The 18,947-nt window shown below is 44.2% G+C and carries 19 protein-coding genes; 12 read left to right on the top strand and 7 right to left on the bottom strand.

Going from position 1 to position 18,947, the window contains the following annotated elements; translation table 11 throughout:
- Positions 1 to 381: 381 nt before the first annotated feature.
- Genes FPZ42_RS05895 through FPZ42_RS05885 form a run of 3 tightly spaced genes read right to left on the bottom strand, consistent with a single transcriptional unit; the run spans position 382 to position 3,423 of the window.
- On the bottom strand, positions 382 to 855 hold the full coding sequence (locus FPZ42_RS05895) for a gliding motility lipoprotein GldH (protein ID WP_146269528.1): 474 nt from the start codon (positions 853 to 855) through the stop codon (positions 382 to 384).
- A gap of 4 nt (positions 856 to 859) precedes the next feature.
- Positions 860 to 2,275, bottom strand: coding sequence for a regulatory iron-sulfur-containing complex subunit RicT (ricT, locus tag FPZ42_RS05890; protein WP_146269527.1), 1,416 nt, complete (start codon positions 2,273 to 2,275; stop codon positions 860 to 862).
- A 2-nt stretch (positions 2,276 to 2,277) separates the two neighbouring features.
- Positions 2,278 to 3,423: a DNA polymerase III subunit gene (locus FPZ42_RS05885; RefSeq protein ID WP_146269526.1), complete on the bottom strand. Its 1,146-nt coding sequence runs from the start codon at positions 3,421 to 3,423 to the stop codon at positions 2,278 to 2,280.
- A 145-nt stretch (positions 3,424 to 3,568) separates the two neighbouring features.
- Here FPZ42_RS05885 and ruvX point away from each other — a divergent pair, with 145 nt between their 5' ends.
- The 11 genes from ruvX to FPZ42_RS05830 all read left to right on the top strand — a co-directional run bounded on the left by ruvX (position 3,569) and on the right by FPZ42_RS05830 (position 14,211).
- Positions 3,569 to 3,976 carry a Holliday junction resolvase RuvX gene (gene ruvX, locus FPZ42_RS05880; protein ID WP_146269525.1) on the top strand — a complete coding sequence of 136 codons (408 nt, stop codon included), beginning with the start codon at positions 3,569 to 3,571 and terminating at the stop codon, positions 3,974 to 3,976.
- Positions 3,977 to 4,051: 75 nt separating this feature from the next.
- Positions 4,052 to 5,377, top strand: a complete 1,326-nt coding sequence (locus FPZ42_RS05875) for an alpha/beta fold hydrolase (RefSeq protein ID WP_146269524.1) — start codon at positions 4,052 to 4,054, stop codon at positions 5,375 to 5,377.
- A 68-nt stretch (positions 5,378 to 5,445) separates the two neighbouring features.
- Entirely contained in the window at positions 5,446 to 6,087 is a 642-nt protein-coding gene (locus FPZ42_RS05870) for an O-methyltransferase (RefSeq protein ID WP_146269523.1), read from the top strand.
- A gap of 3 nt (positions 6,088 to 6,090) precedes the next feature.
- Positions 6,091 to 6,651 carry a glycoside hydrolase family 73 protein gene (locus FPZ42_RS05865; RefSeq protein WP_146269522.1) on the top strand — a complete coding sequence of 187 codons (561 nt, stop codon included), beginning with the start codon at positions 6,091 to 6,093 and terminating at the stop codon, positions 6,649 to 6,651.
- A 45-nt stretch (positions 6,652 to 6,696) separates the two neighbouring features.
- On the top strand, positions 6,697 to 7,527 hold the full coding sequence (locus FPZ42_RS05860; protein WP_146269521.1) for a glucosaminidase domain-containing protein: 831 nt from the start codon (positions 6,697 to 6,699) through the stop codon (positions 7,525 to 7,527).
- Between the two features lie 62 nt (positions 7,528 to 7,589).
- Positions 7,590 to 8,336, top strand: coding sequence for a hypothetical protein (locus tag FPZ42_RS05855; protein ID WP_146269520.1), 747 nt, complete (start codon positions 7,590 to 7,592; stop codon positions 8,334 to 8,336).
- The gene (locus FPZ42_RS05850; protein WP_261382231.1) at positions 8,333 to 8,647 is read left to right on the top strand and encodes a hypothetical protein; all 315 of its coding nucleotides are present in this window, start codon (positions 8,333 to 8,335) and stop codon (positions 8,645 to 8,647) included. The genes FPZ42_RS05855 and FPZ42_RS05850 overlap by 4 nt, the downstream gene beginning before the upstream one ends.
- 42 nt (positions 8,648 to 8,689) lie before the next feature.
- Positions 8,690 to 9,712, top strand: coding sequence for a DUF3078 domain-containing protein (locus FPZ42_RS05845; RefSeq protein ID WP_146269519.1), 1,023 nt, complete (start codon positions 8,690 to 8,692; stop codon positions 9,710 to 9,712).
- 363 nt (positions 9,713 to 10,075) lie between these two features.
- Positions 10,076 to 12,511 carry a TonB-dependent receptor gene (locus FPZ42_RS05840; protein WP_315898389.1) on the top strand — a complete coding sequence of 812 codons (2,436 nt, stop codon included), beginning with the start codon at positions 10,076 to 10,078 and terminating at the stop codon, positions 12,509 to 12,511.
- A 3-nt stretch (positions 12,512 to 12,514) separates the two neighbouring features.
- Positions 12,515 to 13,120, top strand: a complete 606-nt coding sequence (gene pnuC / locus FPZ42_RS05835; protein ID WP_146269518.1) for a nicotinamide riboside transporter PnuC — start codon at positions 12,515 to 12,517, stop codon at positions 13,118 to 13,120.
- Positions 13,117 to 14,211: an acyl-CoA dehydrogenase gene (locus tag FPZ42_RS05830; protein WP_146269517.1), complete on the top strand. Its 1,095-nt coding sequence runs from the start codon at positions 13,117 to 13,119 to the stop codon at positions 14,209 to 14,211. Before pnuC ends, FPZ42_RS05830 begins: the two co-directional genes overlap by 4 nt.
- A gap of 6 nt (positions 14,212 to 14,217) precedes the next feature.
- Here FPZ42_RS05830 and FPZ42_RS05825 read toward each other — a convergent pair whose 3' ends face one another.
- The 3 genes from FPZ42_RS05825 to FPZ42_RS05815 all read right to left on the bottom strand — a co-directional run bounded on the left by FPZ42_RS05825 (position 14,218) and on the right by FPZ42_RS05815 (position 16,338).
- Positions 14,218 to 14,592, bottom strand: coding sequence for a hypothetical protein (locus tag FPZ42_RS05825; protein ID WP_146269516.1), 375 nt, complete (start codon positions 14,590 to 14,592; stop codon positions 14,218 to 14,220).
- Positions 14,593 to 14,595: 3 nt separating this feature from the next.
- The gene (locus FPZ42_RS05820; RefSeq protein ID WP_146269515.1) at positions 14,596 to 15,072 is read right to left on the bottom strand and encodes a DoxX family protein; all 477 of its coding nucleotides are present in this window, start codon (positions 15,070 to 15,072) and stop codon (positions 14,596 to 14,598) included.
- A 78-nt stretch (positions 15,073 to 15,150) separates the two neighbouring features.
- The gene (locus FPZ42_RS05815) at positions 15,151 to 16,338 is read right to left on the bottom strand and encodes a helix-turn-helix domain-containing protein (RefSeq protein ID WP_146269514.1); all 1,188 of its coding nucleotides are present in this window, start codon (positions 16,336 to 16,338) and stop codon (positions 15,151 to 15,153) included.
- A 181-nt stretch (positions 16,339 to 16,519) separates the two neighbouring features.
- On the opposite strand from FPZ42_RS05815, the gene pafA reads away from it, so the two are divergent.
- Positions 16,520 to 18,178 carry an alkaline phosphatase PafA gene (pafA, locus tag FPZ42_RS05810; protein WP_146269513.1) on the top strand — a complete coding sequence of 553 codons (1,659 nt, stop codon included), beginning with the start codon at positions 16,520 to 16,522 and terminating at the stop codon, positions 18,176 to 18,178.
- 205 nt (positions 18,179 to 18,383) lie between these two features.
- On the opposite strand, the gene FPZ42_RS05805 is transcribed toward pafA, so the two are convergent.
- Positions 18,384 to 18,905, bottom strand: a complete 522-nt coding sequence (locus FPZ42_RS05805; protein WP_146269512.1) for a GNAT family N-acetyltransferase — start codon at positions 18,903 to 18,905, stop codon at positions 18,384 to 18,386.
- Positions 18,906 to 18,947: the final 42 nt, after the last annotated feature.

Genomic DNA, 18,947 nt, shown 5'->3' with positions numbered 1-18,947 from the left:
GCACAGCAGCATTGAAATGATGACACCCGAGCAAGCCCACCTGAAAACCGGTGAGCTAAAACGAAAATGGCAGAACTATTACCGGAAACCACACAGAAAGGAGGCTATCATGAATGATTGAACGAAATGAAGGATCAACATCCATCAGTATTAAATGATAAAGTGTAAATTCACCACAGTATTAATCCATTGATCTGTAAACTTTTTTCAGGACGGGTCAGCGTTCACGGTGTTCACAAGCGTTCACGGTGTTCACGCTGTTCATGTGTGTGAACGTGAACACCTGCTATTAATAAGCCCTCTGTAAATCTCCTCCTAAAGATGAGACCCCAAAGAAGCTCTTAAAGCCCCTCTCCCTTGGAGAGCGTTGCGAGAGGCTGATTATTTCGCTTTCTCTATGCGTAAACCTGCATCAGAAACATCGTGCAACGGGTTATCGCGCATGTTTTGCTCTAATTCAAAATGCCATTTACCCGCCGCCGGGAACTTAAAGTTTTTACGGATGAGGATCTGGTAGCTGTAAAGGTTACCTGTGCCGCTGCCTAACCACTCGCCATCGGGCTTGGCCAGTTTGAACTCGTAACGCGTTACCAGCGTTTTTTTGCCGGGCGATGTCATCTTAACCAGCGCAAACAGGTTAGAGTAGCGGTAGTTGCCGGTTACTCTGACATTAAAGTAAAGGTTGTAAGGTATGCTGTTATCGGCAATATCTACATCATACTTTACCCTGTTAACGTATGACCAGTTATGATTAGCTATCTCGGTGTTGTTATCAAAAACCTGCGAAGGATCTGAACAGGCCTGCAAAGCGGCCATAGCTACAACCGATACCCAAAACAATTTAATCCTCGCCATACAATTACTGCGGATTTTGGGGTGCATTATTACCGCGTTCCTGGTTGCCACCGCCACCACCCCGGTTGCCGCGGTGCCGTCTATTACGGTTGCGGTTACCGCCTTCAGCTCTTTGCGCCTCATTTTGTGCACCATCAGGTCTTTCGGCCTGGTTTGGCTGCGGGCGATTAGGCCTATTTTGCTGTTGTGGCTTGTTGCCGCCATCATTCGGTTTTACCTCGGGCCTTGGCTGGTTTTGCGGGCGGTTATTGCCTTCAGTTCGCTGCGCTTGCTGCTCGCCACCCTGGCGGGTTTTATTGCGGCTTTTTTGTTTTTGCTTGTTTTTGTTGCGGCGCTCGTCCAGGCGGGTAAGGCTGTCCTGCCCAACAACGTTCTCATAGTCGAGCACTTTTGCGGGCTTGGTTTCTACCTCTACTACCTCACCTAAATTCTCTACCAGTACACCTTCTCTGTTAAGCTGCTGTATCTCTTTAACCCGTTTTATAGGCAGCGGTATCCATGATTCTGCACCAGGGTAGCTAAACCACATTACACGTTTAAAGATGTCTGTTTTTTGCAAGCGGGCATCACCGTTTTCGGTTTTTAGCACATTCACATTATCAGGGATGTGTTTCAATGCATCCATGTAAGTGTCTAACTCGTAGTTGAGGCAGCATTTTAATTTACCGCACTGGCCCGCAAGCTTAAGGGTATTTAAAGATAGATTTTGATAACGCGCAGCAGCAGTAGAAACCGTTTTAAAATCGGTTAGCCAGGTACTGCAGCAAAGTTCGCGGCCGCATGAGCCAATACCGCCTAAACGGCTTGCCTCCTGGCGCATACCTATCTGGCGCATCTCAATACGGATGCGAAAAGCCTCAGCCATTTTTTTGATCAGTTCCCTGAAATCTACACGGCCTTCGGCGGTGTAATAAAAAGTAGCTTTGGTTTTATCGCCCTGGTAATCTACGTCGCTTATCTTCATAGATAAGTTTAGGCTAAGTGCCAGCGTGCGCGATTTGTGCATGGTTTCCCATTCCAAACCCTTTGCAGCCTGCCACTTATCCACATCAGCAGGTGTTGCACGACGGTAGATCTTCTTCACAACATCGGCTTCTTTAACATGGCGCTTGTGCATTTGCATGCGCACTAACTCGCCGGTTATGGATACGTTACCAATATCGTAACCGCCCGTGTTGGTTTCAACGGCAACCAGGTCGCCGGCCTCCAGGTAAATATTGTCGTTGTTATGATAAAATTCCTTTCTCGATCCTTTAAATCTTACTTCAACTATCGAAAAAGGCTTATAATTAGTTGGCATGTCCATGTGCGACAGCCAATCGTGTACATCAAGTTTGGCGCAACCATTAGTAAGGCATGAGCCATTACTTTTGCAGCCTGCCGGCGTACATCCGCCGGATGAGCAACTTCCGCATCCCATAATTAGTTCGGTATATAGTGATTCCCCTGGGGGACAATTTTCAAATGTAATATTTTTATAATCTGCAAAGATACGTCTAAAAACAAGATTTTTGGATTGGCGTTCCTTTCGATGTGGTAATGTGCAGTTTCTAACTCAGCTATTACCGCCTGCCCCATCGACAGATTGATAACGCCCGACATTTTTTTCGCAATCTCCATCTCATGCTCGGGCAGCTTAACAATGCGCTCGGCACCGGCACGCAGCAGGCAGCATTCCCTTAAAAAACTTATACCGTATCTTATAAAATTCTTTTGATTCTCCCGCCCCATCTTGGCTGCCTGGTCTACAAAGCTTAGTACCTCAAGGCCTTTATTGCTAACGCACAGGCGCAACCATTGCACAAAAAGTTCATGGTAGCTTTTGGTGTCCTGCTGTAGCATAGCCAAAGCTTCGGTCATGTTTCCGTTTGCCAGGTAGGCTATTTCTGAAGCCGCCGTTTCTGTTTGATGGTGGCGCGTGAGCATCTCGGTTTTAATGTCCTCGAAATTTAAACAAGGAATTTTCACCAGTTGCGTACGCGAAAGAATAGTGTTCAGTATCTGGTCCTGGTTTTGCGCCACCAGCAAAAACAACGTATTTGGTTGGGGTTCTTCAATTACCTTAAGTAAAGCGTTGCCTTCTTTGTCCAGATACTCGGGCAGCCACAGGATCAAGATCTTGTAAACAGACTCGAACGGCTTAAAACTTAGCTTCTTGATGATCTGGTGGCACTCGGCAATGTTGATGTTAGCTTGTTTGTTTTCGGCATCCAAATAACCCCGCCAGATATCAAGGTTTAAGTAAGGATTAGCCGTAAAAGCCTGGCGCCATTGCTCAATAAAAGTAAGGGCGTTGTCATCTTTGTGCTTGGCAAAAAAAGGATAGGAAAAATGCAGATCGGGATGCATCAGTTTATGGTACTTGCGGCATGATGAACATACACCGCATGAATCATCTGGCTGCTTATCCTCACAAGAGAGATACTGCGCATAAGCCACGGCCAAAGCCAAAGAACCAGAGCCTTCCGGACCTAAAAACAGCTGCGCATGGCTTACCCTGTTCTCAGTTACCGAATTGATCAGTCTTAGCTTTACCTCCTGCTGCCCTATGATCTCCTTAAACTGCATTTGGTGCAAGGTAATTATTAGATGCGAGATTTGAGATATGAGATTTGAGACCGCAAGCCGTTTCCTGTATCTTTGACTTATCTAATTTAATTAAAATGACAATTCATCTCTTATCTCAAATCTCACATCTCATATCTGCGAAGTCATGAGAGTCATGGCTTTCGACTATGGTACAAAGCGAATTGGCATTGCCGTTACTGACCCTATGCAGATCATTGCAACAGGGCTGGATAACGTGCACCCCATGCACATTGTTGATTACTTGAAAAAATACCTGCAGGCAGAGCAGGTGGAGCGTTTTATTGTAGGCGAACCCAAGCAAATGGATAACACCCCATCTCAATCGGCTATTCATGTTAGGGGTTTTGTGAATTTGCTGAAAAAGACCTTTCCTGAGATCCCTGTCGAAATGTTGGATGAGCGATTTACCTCGAAAATGGCATCAGCAGTAATAGCCCAAAGCGGCATGGGTAAAAAAGCAAGGCAAAATAAGGAGCTCGTAGATACTGTGTCGGCGGTGATATTGTTGCAAAGCTGGATGCAGAAATTCTGATTACCTGTTAAATGATGTTAAACCTGTTGCAAGCGAAGGTTAAATAGATAGTTTTGGATTAAACTCCTTTCCTAAATGAAAACTTTAAGCGCCTTACTTTTCGCATTGTCATTTTCCCTGCGCCTGTTTGCCCAGACTCCGGTAGCGGATACTACGTATAATTTTGGTTTTGAATCTCGTACAGAAGGCAAAGAGCTTCCTGACAAATGGCTTGATTTCCACAAAAGCGATAAATATAAATTAGCACAGGTAGGCGATGAAAAACATGGCGGTAAAAGTTCGGTGCTCATACAACAGGTATCGCCCGGCGATGAAAGATCATTTGGTAGCGTAGCAGAGAAAATTCCGGCAAAATTTATTGGCAAAACCATCACGTTTAAAGCCTGGATGAAGATAGCTGATGTTAAGGATGCAGCAATGCTAATTATAAGGGTAGATAACGCGATACCGCGAATGTCGGGTTATAAGAATAACTATGATCAAAAAATAAACGGCACCCGCGACTGGGCGGAGTATTCTGTTACGGTTGATATTCCTATAGACGCGCAAACTATTTACGTGGCAGCGGTATTAAACGGCCCCGGTAAACTTTGGATGGATGATGCGCAGGTTCTCATAGATGGGCAGGATATTTCAAAGGCAAAGATAAATCCTGATTATGATCCTAAACCGATAGCTTATGGTTACAATAAAGCAGCATCGGGGACTGTAAAATTAAAAGATGCCACGCTTTACTACGAAACTTATGGGCAGGGTGAGCCATTGCTTTTATTGCATGGCAACGGGCACGAAATTTATGCCTTCAATTTCCAGATAAAGGATCTTGCAAAGAAATTTAAGGTGATTGCTGTTGATACCCGTGGGCATGGTAAAAGTACAGATGAATCTACCGGACCATTGACCTATGACCTATTCGCCGAAGACATGAAGCAACTGCTTGATTCATTACATATAAAAAGGACAAATATTTTAGGGTGGAGCGATGGCGGTAATACCGGGCTAATAATGGCTGTAAAATACCCGCAGTATGTGAATAAACTTGCTGTAATGGGCGCAAATCTTTTCCCGACAACTGATGCCTTGCCGAATACTGTACTTAATGAGGTTAAACAAAGAATAGCGTATTACAAAGACAAGACAGACAAAGCATCGCAATTTAAACTACGCTTAACAACGTTACTATTACAAGAACCGCATTTAACCTTTGATGACATCCACAAGATCAAATCGCCTGTTTTGGTAATGGCCGGGGAACACGACCTGATCCTGGAAAAACATACCCGCGCTATTGCTCAAAACATACCTAATAGCAAGCTTATAATATTTAAAGGAGCATCGCATTATGCGCCGTTTGAGATCCCCAAAGTTTTTACGGAGACAGTAGTAGCGTTTATGAAGTAAATCCTTCTCACAATGATGGGGTTTGACGTCAAAAAGCGATAAAAAATAAAATCCTTATCTTTGGCGCCATGGAAATTCTTGACGCGGCCCTGCAAGGCTACCTTGATAACCATTGCGACCCCGAGCCGTTAGGGTTGCAAAAGATAAATCGGGTTACTCATCTGAAGATGCTGAAAGCAAATATGCTGTCAGGTCATTATCAGGGCCGGGTGCTGAGCATGCTCAGTAAAATGATGCAGCCTAAACTTATTCTTGAAATTGGCACTTTTACCGGTTACTCCGCCATTTGCCTGGCCGAGGGATTGGTTGATGGAGGCATTTTGCATACCATAGAAGTAAATGCAGAATATGAAGAAATGCTTAATTCACACTTTGAGTCAACAAATGTGGATAAAAAAATAAAGCTTCATATTGGCCCTGCAGAGGCCGTAATAGCTGATTTACAAGAAAATAACTTTGATATTGTATTTATCGATGCTGATAAACGGAATAATTTTAAGTACTTTGAGTTAGTACTTGATAAGATAAGACCCGGAGGGTTAATAATAATTGATAATGTTTTGTGGAAAGGGAAAGTGTACGATGACTATCAGAAAGACGCCGACACAGAAAGTTTTCGCAAACTAAATGACCAGATAGCTGTTAACAAACAGGTTGAAAAAATCATACTACCTGTTCGCGATGGCTTATTGCTCATCAGAAAAAAGTAAATTATGAAGAAACTCTTAACTATTGCTCTTCTTTCAGTTTCAGCATTAATTGCATCAACTTCAGCAGCTTCGGCTCAAAGTACCTCACAATCTTACATAGAGAAGTTCAAAGATAATGCCATTCGTATTATGCATGAGACCGGTGTACCAGCAAGTATTATACTTGGTGTGGCAATGCATGAGAGCGGAAGCGGTAAAAGTGCCATCGCAAAAAATTTAAATAACCAGTTTGGTGTTAAAGGCGGCGGCGGCGCGGTGTACTATAAAGGGAACAAAAAGGTTCGCTCGTCTTACAAAAAGTACGATAGCGTTATGGATTCTTTCAAGGATTTTGCACGCATCATGACAGAGCGTAAGCAGTTTAGCCATCTGGCTGATAAGTTTACTCAATATGACTACAAGGGTTGGGCTAAAGGTATACAACGCAGCGGTTACTGCAGCAGCAAAAAATGGGCGTCGCAAGTAATGGGTATTATCAAAAGATACAGCCTTAATGAATTTGATGACGATGCTGCCCCGGATACTACAGCTTCAAAAAAGCCCGAATTGGCAAACAACAATTAACCAGTTATTTAAAACCTTAAGTTTGGCTAAGCTATAAGCAAACTCATGCGTAAATTACTATTCCTGTTAATTGCTGCCTTCTGCTTTACTTCCTGTTCTGCTAAAAAAGGCACCATCAGCGCCAGCAAGGCCCGTGCAAACAACAAATACATACAGAAGCGCAACCGCGAAAGTATAGCTGCCCATAAAGACCTCACATCGCTTGAGTATATCGACAGGTTTAAGACCATCGCCATTGAAGAAATGAATGCGTATGGTATTCCCGCGAGCATTACGCTGGCGCAGGGCCTATTTGAAAGCGGCGCAGGCAACAGCGATCTGGCAAAATTTGCCAACAACCATTTTGGTATTAAATGCGGCAGCACCTGGACAGGTGAAAGCTATTACAAGAACGATGATAATGAGAACGATTGCTTTCGGGTTTATGTAAATCCCGAAGAATCGTTTAGAGATCATTCAACCTTTTTAAAGAAAAAGAACTACGCAAGGCTTTTTGAGCTGGATAAGAATGATTACACCGGCTGGGCTTATGGCCTAAAGGCTTGTGGCTATGCTACAAACCCTAAATACCCGCAGCTGCTTATCAACCTCATCACCAAATATCAGCTCGATCAGTACGACCGCCCTGAGGGCGAGATAGCCAAGATAAAACGCGAAGACCGGGTGCTGGAAGAGATCAACAACAAAGCTAATACTCCCCAACAGGACAGCATCAGCAAAACTCCCCCCGACGATAAAATTTACACTGTAAAACAAGGTGATACACTATACAGCATCTCCAAGCGTTTTGGTATCACTGTTGACGACCTTAGGGAACTCAACAAATTGCCTGATAACGGCATACGTATAGGCCAGAAGCTGGTAGTTGTGAAATAGTGTGTTAAAGATTGTTAAAGCATAATTTATCGTTAGCCAAAACCGTAACTTTAATCTCGCAAATGAAGTTATGGCTTGTTCCTTGTTTTTTAATGTTGCGTGCTGCCGGCTTTGCGCAATCAACCGTTAGCGGGATAGTATTTGATAAAAACAGCAGCGCGCGCATTGCCAGGGTGGGCGTAAAAAACCTTACATCAGGCAAATCGGTATACAACTCACTCAAGGGCGAATTTTCTATTGACGCAAAGGTTGGCGATAAACTGGCTTTTTCCCAGCCAGAGCATTTCAGCGATACCATCAGTGTAAAAGATTTTGAGCCATTAGCCGTATATCTTAAACCGGTAGCCATTCAACTGATGGAAGTTACCATCAAAGGCAAAAATCTATCGCCCGATAAACAGCTGGAAAATACTAAACGCGAGTACAATAAATTATATGGCCCATCCAATAACCCCGACCTTTTAAATTTAGGCCCTGGCGGTGTAGGTTTAAGTATTGACGCCCTGTATAATATGTTTAGCAGAAGCGGCAGGAACGCCGAAAAGTTGAGAGGCATTATTGATGCCGAATACAAGCAAAAGGTGATTGATTATCGGTTTAATAAAGCCTTTGTACAAGGTATAACCCACCTGGAAGAACCAAAGCTTACCGATTTTATGCAGAAATACCGCCCCGGTTATTACCTGGTTACCACAGCGGGTGATTATGAATTTATCTCCTATATACGCAACAATCTGAAACGCTATCTCCGCAGGCCAAGAGCCTATGAGGTACCGCCACTGCCCGAAATTAAATTAGACGTAAATTGATCATCGTAGTTCCATTTATGCGTGTGGCGGGAATGGCATTGTTCCCATTTATTTTAGTGAAGGAACAAACCTCCAAAAATGATCAAGTGCTCATTAACCATGAACGCATACACCTGCGACAGCAGGCGGAATTGCTGGTACTGCCGTTTTATGTGTTGTACCTTTTAAATTATGTAATTAATTTGATACACTATCGAGACCATAATTCTGCCTACCTTAATATTATTTTTGAAAGAGAGGCGTTTAAAAACGAAGCTGATCTTGAATACCCGGGCAAGCGTAAGTTCTTTGCTTTTCTTAGGTATTTTTAATTAATAGGATGAAATAACAGATTTTTACTTTTTATTTGTGCCATGTTGAAAACTGGTATTAAGCTTTTTTTACTGTCGTTTACTATCGCGATAGGTGCTTCAGCTCAAACTACCGATACAATTGCAAAAAAAGACACGGTTAAGATAGATACTGCTCTTCTTAATAAATACCGCATCAACACCAGGAAGAACGCCATTCCCGTACCACCAACATCATTGGAGATAAGGCAAGAGCTGATACCGGTAACCATGTTAGATTACAAGGTGAGTTACTGGCGAAAGGCCATTACCTTTGGCTTAAACTTTAATCAGGCCGCATTTACTAATAATTATGCTGCGGGTGGTGTATCATCTATTGCCATCGGTTCAACATTCATCTACCATACCGAATATAATAAAGCACCATTCAGTTACGTATCAGAGCTTAATCTGCAATACGGTAAATCGAAAAGTAAAGGTGTAGGATCGCGCAAAACCAATGACCGTATTTTTTGGGATAACAAGCTTGCTACCCAAATGTCTAAACATTGGTTCTTCTTCGGTTCATTAAGCTTTGAATCGCAGTTTGATAAAGGGTACAATTACGACCCTAACAACCAGTTGCCACCAACACAGATATCAAACTTTATGGCACCGGGTTATTTAACAGAGTCGGTAGGTTTTGAGTACAAACCGGTTTCTTATTTCGACCTGCGCTTAGGTACCGGTACCGCCCGCCAAACTTTTGTACTGGATGATAAGGTATTTGCGCCAGACCAAACCGATGCTTATGGCGTAAAGCGCGGAAGTACTATACGTAATGACATTGCATTCCAGGCAGTAGCCATATTTGATAAGGATATTGCACAAAACATGCACCTTAACACCCGTTATGAGATGTTTGTGCCGTACGGCCAACCGCTTAGCTACACCCGCCACCGTGTTGACGCGGTGCTTGCGGCCAAGGTTAACCGCCTTATAAATGTATCATTGAACGGCACGCTGCTGTTTGATAAAAACACCGGTATAAACTCGGTACAGGGTACTGAAGGCCTTGCGCTTGGCGTGCTGTATAAATTCCCGTGATACGGGGTTGTAATTGCCTCATAACAAGTTTGCAAAAGTGTTGATTGCTGCGGGCAAAATGTATTCACTTGCATTTAAAAAATCAAAAGCTATATTTGCGCATTAATATTCTCAAGGGGTGCCTTGCTTTGAGTAAAATCAAACTGAAAGACAGGCTGAGATCATACCCATGATCACCCGGACCCCCTGAAGGGGAGCAATTAAAACTCTAAAGTCGACTTAGAGTTCTTCTGCTCCCCCTTTAGGGGGCCGGGGGGCGACACCTGATCCGGATAATGCCGGCGTAGGGAGAGGTAAAAGTTAATTATGCTGCAGCTTTACCCTGACTGTGGTTAGTTTAACTAATTTATTGTTCAACACATTTTGAAAAACTTATTTGTGGCCATTGCGGCCCTGTTGTTGCCTTTTATGGCATCAGCTCAATTTTCCATCAAAGGGAAAATTACCGATCAATCCGGGCAGGCTTTGCCGGGCGCTACTGTTTCTATCAGCAATCCGAACGTTAACACACAAACAGACAATCGCGGCCTTTACACCATTGATAACCTAACTGCCGGTACTTATGTAATTAAAGCAAGTTTTGTGGGCTTTCAGCCGGTTACCAGATCTATTGCTGTAAATGGCAACCAAACCATTAACTTCTCATTAAGCAGTAACGTTTTTACCACCGAGGAAGTAACCGTGACAGCAACCCGTGCTAACAAAACATCGCCAACAGCCTTTACCAACCTAAGCAAGAAAGACCTGCAGAAAAACAATTTTGGCCAGGATCTGCCTTATTTACTTAATCAAACCCCATCGGTAGTTACCACATCTGATGCCGGTGCAGGGGTTGGTTACACAGGCATCCGCATCCGTGGCAGCGACGCAAGCCGCATTAACGTAACCATCAACGGCATTCCGTATAATGATTCGGAAAGCCAGGGCTCGTTCTTCGTTGATATCCCGGATATTGCCTCATCAGTAAATAACATCCAGGTGCAGCGTGGCGTAGGTACATCAACCAATGGAGCGGGTGCCTTCGGCGGTAGCATCAACATACAAACTACCACCAGGAGAGATACCGGCTATGCCGATATCAGCAGTTCGGCAGGGTCATACAACACCTTTAAGAACACCCTCAATTTTGGTACGGGTTTAATGGGTGGCAAGTTTGCTGTTGATGGTCGCCTATCGCAGATCACATCTGACGGCTACATTGATGCTGCATCGTCAAATTTAAAGTCTTACTTTGTGAGCGGTGCTTACTATGGAAATAACAGCACTTTAAGAGCTAATATCTTTACAGGAAAGGAGCGCACCTTCCAGGCTTGGAATGGTATTCCGGATTACATTATCAGCGATAACGCTATTCCCAATCATCGTACTTATAACGAGTTGGGCCTGATGTCTAACGGGCAACGTTATCGCGACCAGGTGGATGATTATCTGCAGAACCATTACCAGTTATTATATGACCGTAAGTTATCAGATAAATTATCTTTCAGTGGTGCATTACATTACACGCGCGGTAAAGGTTATTATGAAGAATACAGGAACAACGACCTGATCGCCAATTATGGTTTAAAAGCGCCGTCACCAGCAAGCGATACTACCAATCTTGCACGCCGCCGCTGGCTGGATAATTATTTTTATGGCGTTACCTACGCGTTGAAATATACGCCGCAAAGCAACCTCAACGTTACTTTAGGAGGTGCCTATAACCAGTACAAAGGCGCGCATTACGGAAATATTATCTATACAGAAAAAGGAGAAGGCATACCACCAAACTATCAGTACTACCGGGATGATGCAAAGAAAAACGACTTCAACATATTTACCCGCGGCGAGTGGCGACTGGGACAAGTGGTGCTAAACGCAGATCTGCAATATCGTCGCATTGATTATTCATTCCTTGGTTTAGACCGTAATTTAAATAACGTTCAGCAACAGGTCACCCTTAACTTTTTTAACCCTAAGGCGGGTATAACCTATGTGCTTGATGAGAACAGCAACGTATATGCATCGTATGCCGTTGGTAACCACGAGCCTAACCGGGATGATTATACGAACTCGACACCCAGTACCAGGCCAAAGCCAGAAACCCTGCATGATTTTGAAGCAGGCTACCGCACCTCCGGCGATGTTTTTAAAGGCGGCATAAACGGGTTTTACATGCTGTACAAAAACCAGCTGATATTAACGGGGGCACTTAATGATGTTGGTACACCTATCCGTGTAAACGTTGATGATAGCTACCGCGCCGGTGTTGAATTTGACGGGCGCGTGCAGGCTACAAAGCAGCTGAGTATTGCTGCAACTGCCACTTTAAGCGCTAATAAGATCAAGAATTACACGCAGCTGTTAAGCAACTATGACGACAATACCCAAGTACCGTTGTTTTTAAAGAAAACGGATATTGCCTACTCCCCATCGTTTATCGCCTCGGGCGAGATCGCTTATTCGCCGATCAAAGGTGGCGAGATCGCTTTGCTCAACAAATACATCAGCAGCCAATACCTGGATAACACTTCCAACACCAATCCGGCAGGCTTTACGTCAACAGGTAACAACCGCTTCGTGCGCGACCGCCTGCTGAAGAATTACTTTGTGAGCGACCTGCGTGTGCGATACAATTTTGCTGTAAAGCATGTTAAAAACATAGCTCTCGGCTTGCAGGTGAACAACATCTTTAATAAAGAGTACGAGGCAAACGGAGCAACCTATCCTGATATTGAAGGCGGGCAGGTGGTTAACTATAATTACTTTTTTGCGCAGGCTAAACGTAATTTCATGACATCGGTAACCATAAGTTTTTAAGCAATGGAAACCTGGGCACATATATTTTTAGAGCAGGTTAAGGCTACATCCTTATTAGAGTGGCTGGCTGTACTATTAGGTGTTGCCGAGGTTTTACTGGCGCGTGCCAACAAAGTGGCGCTATACCCCACCGGTATAGCGGCCACTTTGATATCGATCTACCTGCTGCTAAATGCACATCTCTTTGCAGAGAGCGCCCTCAATGTTTACTACGTAGTAATGAGTGTTTATGGCTGGTATCATTGGGTAAAAAAGCGGAACGAACCGCCTGTCAAAGTAAGCTTTGCCACCAGGCAGGAATGGATCATAACGCTGTTGATCTCATTTGTTGGCTGGGGGCTGCTCTATATTTTGCTGGTGAAATATACGCCATCAACAGTGCCGATAATGGATGCCTGGGTATCGTCAACTGCCTGGGCGGGTATGTGGCTGCTGGCGCGCCGGAAGGTTGAGAACTGGGTGCTGCTCAACGTAAGTAACCTGTTCGCTATTCCGTTGCTGTTCCATAAGCACTTGGTGATGTTTTCGGTATTAACGCTTATCCTGTTCATCGTAGCTATTTTCGGTTATGTGGATTGGCGTAAAATTGCGAAAGGAGAAAAAGCATGAGCGCAATTCATCATCCCTCGCAGCTGTTAGATGCTGCCTGGGTAAAACAGATAAGGGATAACGCGGCCGAGGCGGAAGCCTTAGGCATGCTGCATCCAAAGCAGCTGGAGTTAGTTTATCAACAGCAATGGTTTAATATGCTGGTGCCTGAGGCATACGGCGGATTGCAATATTCTTTACCAAAACTGATTGAAACGGAAGAAGCGCTGAGCTGGGCCGATGGCAGTTTGGGTTGGGTAGTAACCCTATGCAGCGGGGCCGGTTTCTTTGGCGGATTTATAGTGCCGGAGGTTGCCAAAGAGATATTTGCAGATAAAAAGACTTGCCTTGCCGGTAGTGGTGCCGATACCGGAACAGCTACTGAACATAACAATGGCTTTATCATCAACGGCAACTGGAAATATGCAAGCGGTGTTCATCATGCTACGCACATCACCATCAACTGTCGTATTGTTAATGCTAAAGGAACTCCGTTAACTGTTGATAGTGCCCCGATTATCCGGTCTTTTGTATTAGACAAAGCGGATGTACAACTGCAAAGCGGCTGGAAATATATGGGCATGGTTGCCACAGGTAGCGATGCTTATACTATAGATAACGTATATGTTGATAAGAACTGCAGTTTTGAAATAAAGCCGGAAGCGACGGTAATTGATGCAACAATTTATAAGTACCCATTTCTCCAGTTAGCAGAAGCCACGCTGGCAGCAAACCTATCCGGCCTGGCTGTTAATTTTGTAGACCTGTGCAAAGATGCTTTTGTATTTAAGGCAACCAATGTGCGCAGGGTAAGCGAGGCCAACGCCGCTTTGATGATGGAAGAGCGAGAGTCGGCGATCATATTGTTGAACGATGCCCGCACTGCTTTTTACAAGGCCGTGAACCTTTCCTGGGAAGACATCGCTAATGAGAATTATCTGAAAGATGTAAGCAGGGCCAGCAGAATGCTAGCCCGCGTTGCCCGTGAAACCGTTGACGGGCTCTATCCTTATTGCGGCCTTCTGGCAGCATCGCCCGACACCGAACTTAACCGCGTTTGGCGCGATATCCACACGGCAAGCCAGCATGCCTTGCTTACATTTTTGGAGTAAAAGGTTTTAGTTTGCTTTAGCTGCCGGGTTATCAAATGTAGCTTCATATACAACCCTGTTAGTGTTTGGGAAATCAAGTCTCCTGTTGGGTTGTCCTTTAAGCTCCGCTTTGTCATCGACAGTGAATTTGATTTCAGTAAAATTATACCCGGTTTTTGTGGTATAGGTAACCGTATACAGAGAATCTTTTATAATGGGGTTCATCGGCAAGCCTTGGTCCCAGCTCAAAGGCTTATCGTTGCCCTTTACACCAACCCGCTGCACATCTTTCATACCTTTCAAATGCAGTTTAAGGGTTATGTTAATGTTTCTGGTTGGCTGAACGCAGCTGCTTGTGAATAAAACAATCATAACAAGCGTTGATATATAATACTTTTTCATAAGCTATTTTGTTACTAAGTGATCAATACCGAAGCGGCCGCTTCCGATAACAGAGGTATAAAGAGCTACCCAGGCAAAACCCATTGCAGGCAGCATGTTCCATAAGCCGTTTTGCCACTGCTGCATAAACATGGCAACAAGCATGGTCAATAAAATGAGTGTGCTGAAAAGCCGGGTTTGATAACCTGCCAGCAGAAATATCCCGCCGACGGCTTCACTAAAAGCGCCCATCCAGGCAAAAAACACGGGGAACATTTTAAATATCCCGCCGTAGGCAGCTACATCGTGCGGAAACCAAAATGCAACCTCAAATAAATGTAGGTTATTATCTTTTGGGCTCCATGGGAGCCCGAATTTAGCCGAGCCAAAGTCGGCTGTCAAAAGATATCCGCAAACCAAACGCGGAATAGCCAAAAGTAGGTCCTGGTACCAATGCGGTAATAACAGCGGCTTGGTTAACTTTTTAATAAGAGTGATCATATAGGCGATTTTTTAGCGCAAATTGCCACAACTCCTAAGCATAAGCGCTTCAGAACATGTTATGAGGCAACATTTAGTTTATCGCTGAAGCCTGGTTTGGTAATCAGATGGATTTTCTCCGGAGAAACGTTTAAAGGCCCGGTTAAAAGTAGCCTTCGAATTAAAGCCGGCTTCAAAGGCAATGGCCAGCATGGTGAAGTGCTTGTGAGCAGGGCTTGCCATCAGCCTTTTCGCTTCTTCAACCCTATGATTATTTATCAGATCGTTAAAAGAAATGCCAAAACCGGCATTGATAACTTTGCTTAAGAGCGATGTGTTTGTGCCCAATTTTTTGGCGAGGTCGGTAAGCGTTAATTCCGGGTCAAGAAATATCCGTTCATGGTCTAATTGCCGTAGTACGGCGGGTTTCCATTTTTGGACAAGCTCGTAATTTAAATTGGAAGGTTCCTCAAAATCATCCGTTTTTAATGGAACAGTTCGGTTTACATCCCTTGCCGGCTCTTGTACAGGAACGTAATGAAGCTTAGCCAAGATACGGCCTTGTTGCCCATAGGCACTAACAGCAATGTAATAGCCAACAACAGCAAAGCCCATAAAATAGTACCACGAAATAACATAATTTGATTCGTGGAAAATAGCCACAAATTGTTCTACAACAACGATGACCGCCAGGCACAGGTAGGCCAAAAGAAAATTCCTTAACCACCTGAAACTTGCCTGATCGGCAAATGATAGTTCGTCGATGATATAGGTCCGATAGCGTTTGTAATACCTGTATGTAAGGATCAAATAAACCACTATACTTATCGACCAAAGCCAGGAATACCAGTTATCGAAATCGGGATCGTTGCGGCCGTTCATTAAACTATAATGATGTACCACTAAATTATCGTAGACAAATACGATCAGCGCCCAGATCACAAATAAACAGCCGGGTATAAAATGCAGATAATCATTGTAAGCGATTTTATAATCGATGTTCAATAAGCTTTTTACGTACAGGTAGATCAAAGGGCCAAAAAATAAGGCATGAATAAACGGGGTGTAAAATAAAATATCCCTGTACGGCTGATTGTCATACCAACCGGCAAAACCAACCATCCAGGGGAAAACAAATAACGCTGATAGCAGCAAGAATATGCCGAGCAACCTTGATGACAGAAGTTGATCTTTTAAACCAAGGTACAGCAGCAAAAACCCGAAGATCATAAGCTGGCTAAAAAACACCAGTAAAACAGAGCTGTAAAGGTTAAATTGAAAAAGCATAATCTGGATTAAACTTACTAAAAGGAAATGGATGGCTCATATAATAAAGCAAGCTTTTCGGCAGTGGTATTTATAATACGGCCGGCATTAACTCCTGTGCTTTGTAACACCTTTATAACATAAATATCACGTAGGATATATATGTAAAATGTGATATTTGCCTTTTACCCATTTTGATGTTATGACGAGAAAATTATTGCTTTTAATAGGTTTTGCTGCTGCCACACTTATTTCATCGGCACAAACAAAAAAAGCGCAAACAACAGCGCAAAGCACGCTGCCGCGGCCGAAATTGGTTGTAGGTATAGTAGTTGACCAAATGCGTTGGGATTATTTATATCGCTACTTTGACAGGTACCAGGCCGGAGGTTTTAAGCGCATGCTTAACGAGGGTTTTACCTGCGAGAACACGTTGATCCCTTACATACCAACCGTAACTGCTGCTGGCCACACCTGCATCTATACCGGTTCGGTGCCCTCCATACATGGTATTGCCGGTAACGATTTTATTGTACAGGCAACCGGTAAATCAATGTATTGCACAGATGATAGCACGGTTGTAGCAGTTGGTAGTAACTCAAAGGCCGGCAAAATGTCGCCGCGTAATATGCTTACCAGCACAGTTACCGATGAGTTGCGTTTTGCAACAAATTTCCGTTCAAAAGTTATTGGTATCGCGCTTAAAGATCGAGGCGGCATTCTGCCTGCCGGTCATGCTGCTAACGCGGCTTATTGGTTTGATGATGCAAATGGCAGCTGGATAAGCAGCACTTATTACATGACAGACCTGCCCGCGTGGGTTAAAAACTTTAATGCCGGTAAACCAGCCGAGAAGTATTTGAATCAGGATTGGAACACACTTTATCCTATCAACACCTACGTACAAAGCGAACCGGATAACACCCCGGGGCACGAAGGTAAATTCAGCGGTACCGAAGCGCCAACCTTCCCGATCAAAACATCTGCGCTTTACAAAGGTAATGCCGGGCTTATTCGCTCTACACCTTACGGTAACAGCATGACGCTTGACTTGGCCCGCGCTGCCGTAGATGGTGAGAACTTAGGCAAAAATGTAGTGACAGATTTCCTGGCAGTAAGCCTTTCTTCTACAGATTACGTCGGTCACCAATTTGGGCCTAACTCTGTTGAGGCAGAAGATACATATTTGCGCCTTGATAAAGACCTGGCTGCTTTCTTTACTTACCTCGATGGCAAAGTAGGCAAAGGCAACTATACGGTATTCCTTACGGCAGACCACGGCGCTGCACATAACGCCAACTTCCTGATAGATCATAAAGTGCCTGCCGGTGTTTGGAATGACGGACCAGCGTTGACAGGCCTAAATAAAATGCTGGAAGAAAAATACAGTGTTAAGAGAGCTGTTTTAAGTTTCAACAATTACCAGGTGAACTTTAATAACACAGAACTACGTAAGCAAAAAGTTAGCGATGCAGCCATTAAGCTTGACGTGATACAATACCTGATGGAGCAACCTGCTATAGCTTACGCCGTTGATATGCAGCGTGTAGAAGAAGCGAACATTCCGGCGGCCTTGAAGGAAAGGATCCAGAATGGTTACAGCCCCGAGCATAGTGGTACTATTCAAATAGTATTGAAACCGGGTTGGTACAGTGGCCATGGCCAAACGGGTACAACCCACGGTACATGGAATCCTTATGATGCCCATATCCCGTTGGTATTTATGGGTTGGGGTGTTAAACATGGCAGCCTCACCCGCGAAACGCATATGACGGATATTGCACCAACCGTAGCACAACTCTTGCATATCCAGGCACCGAACGGCAACGTTGGTACCGCCATTGGCGAAGTGTTGAAATAAAAATTTTTAGAGTGATATAGAAAGGTCGCAGTTAACCCTGCGGCCTTTTTTATTTTACAGAAAATCCAGGTGTCAATTTTTAATTCCCTCCCATAGGAGGGGGCGGCTGTATAATGTAGTGGCAGGAAGGGGTTTTAGTCGCCATGAAACTCCTCCCTACCGGAACGTGCAATCGGCGCTCTTTAGCGCCCGGAGAAGTTTCTCGTTATTTTTCCTTTGGATAGGCTGCATAAATATGCTCGTCCATCACCACACCGCGTTTGATCACCGATTGCCTGATAATACCTTGCTTTTGATATCCGGCTTTTTCAAGCACCCGCATAGATCTCGTGTTTTCGCTGAATACAAAGGCTTGTACACAAATGGCATCAAGTTTTGTGAAAGCGTAATGTGTTAAGATTTTCACCGCTTCCACCATAATGCCCCTGCCCCAATGCTCCTCACTTAGCCAGTAGCCTATCAGTGGCGAATAGCGGTAAACATCACGGCGCAGTTCCAGCCCAATGCCGCCGGCTGCTTCACCATCCACCTCAATTGCAAAAGTGGTTAGCCGCTCCTGGCGGGTAATATGTTGCAGAAATTCTTCAGCATCAATAAGGGTATACGGATAAGGGAACCGATTAAGCAGGTACTTGCTTACGCTGGGGTTATCAGCGTGTCTCTGTAACGACGGTGCGTCTTGCATTCGCCATGGGCGAAGCTTGAAATTTGTACCTTCTAATTGCATATTTGTAACAATTACGGCAATAAAAATAGCAATCTTAGGTAA

Source organism: Mucilaginibacter achroorhodeus, assembly GCF_007846095.1.
Lineage (GTDB): Bacteria > Bacteroidota > Bacteroidia > Sphingobacteriales > Sphingobacteriaceae > Mucilaginibacter > Mucilaginibacter achroorhodeus.
Note: the sequence above shows the minus strand (reverse complement) of the source record. Positions and strands in the feature narration are given on the sequence as shown.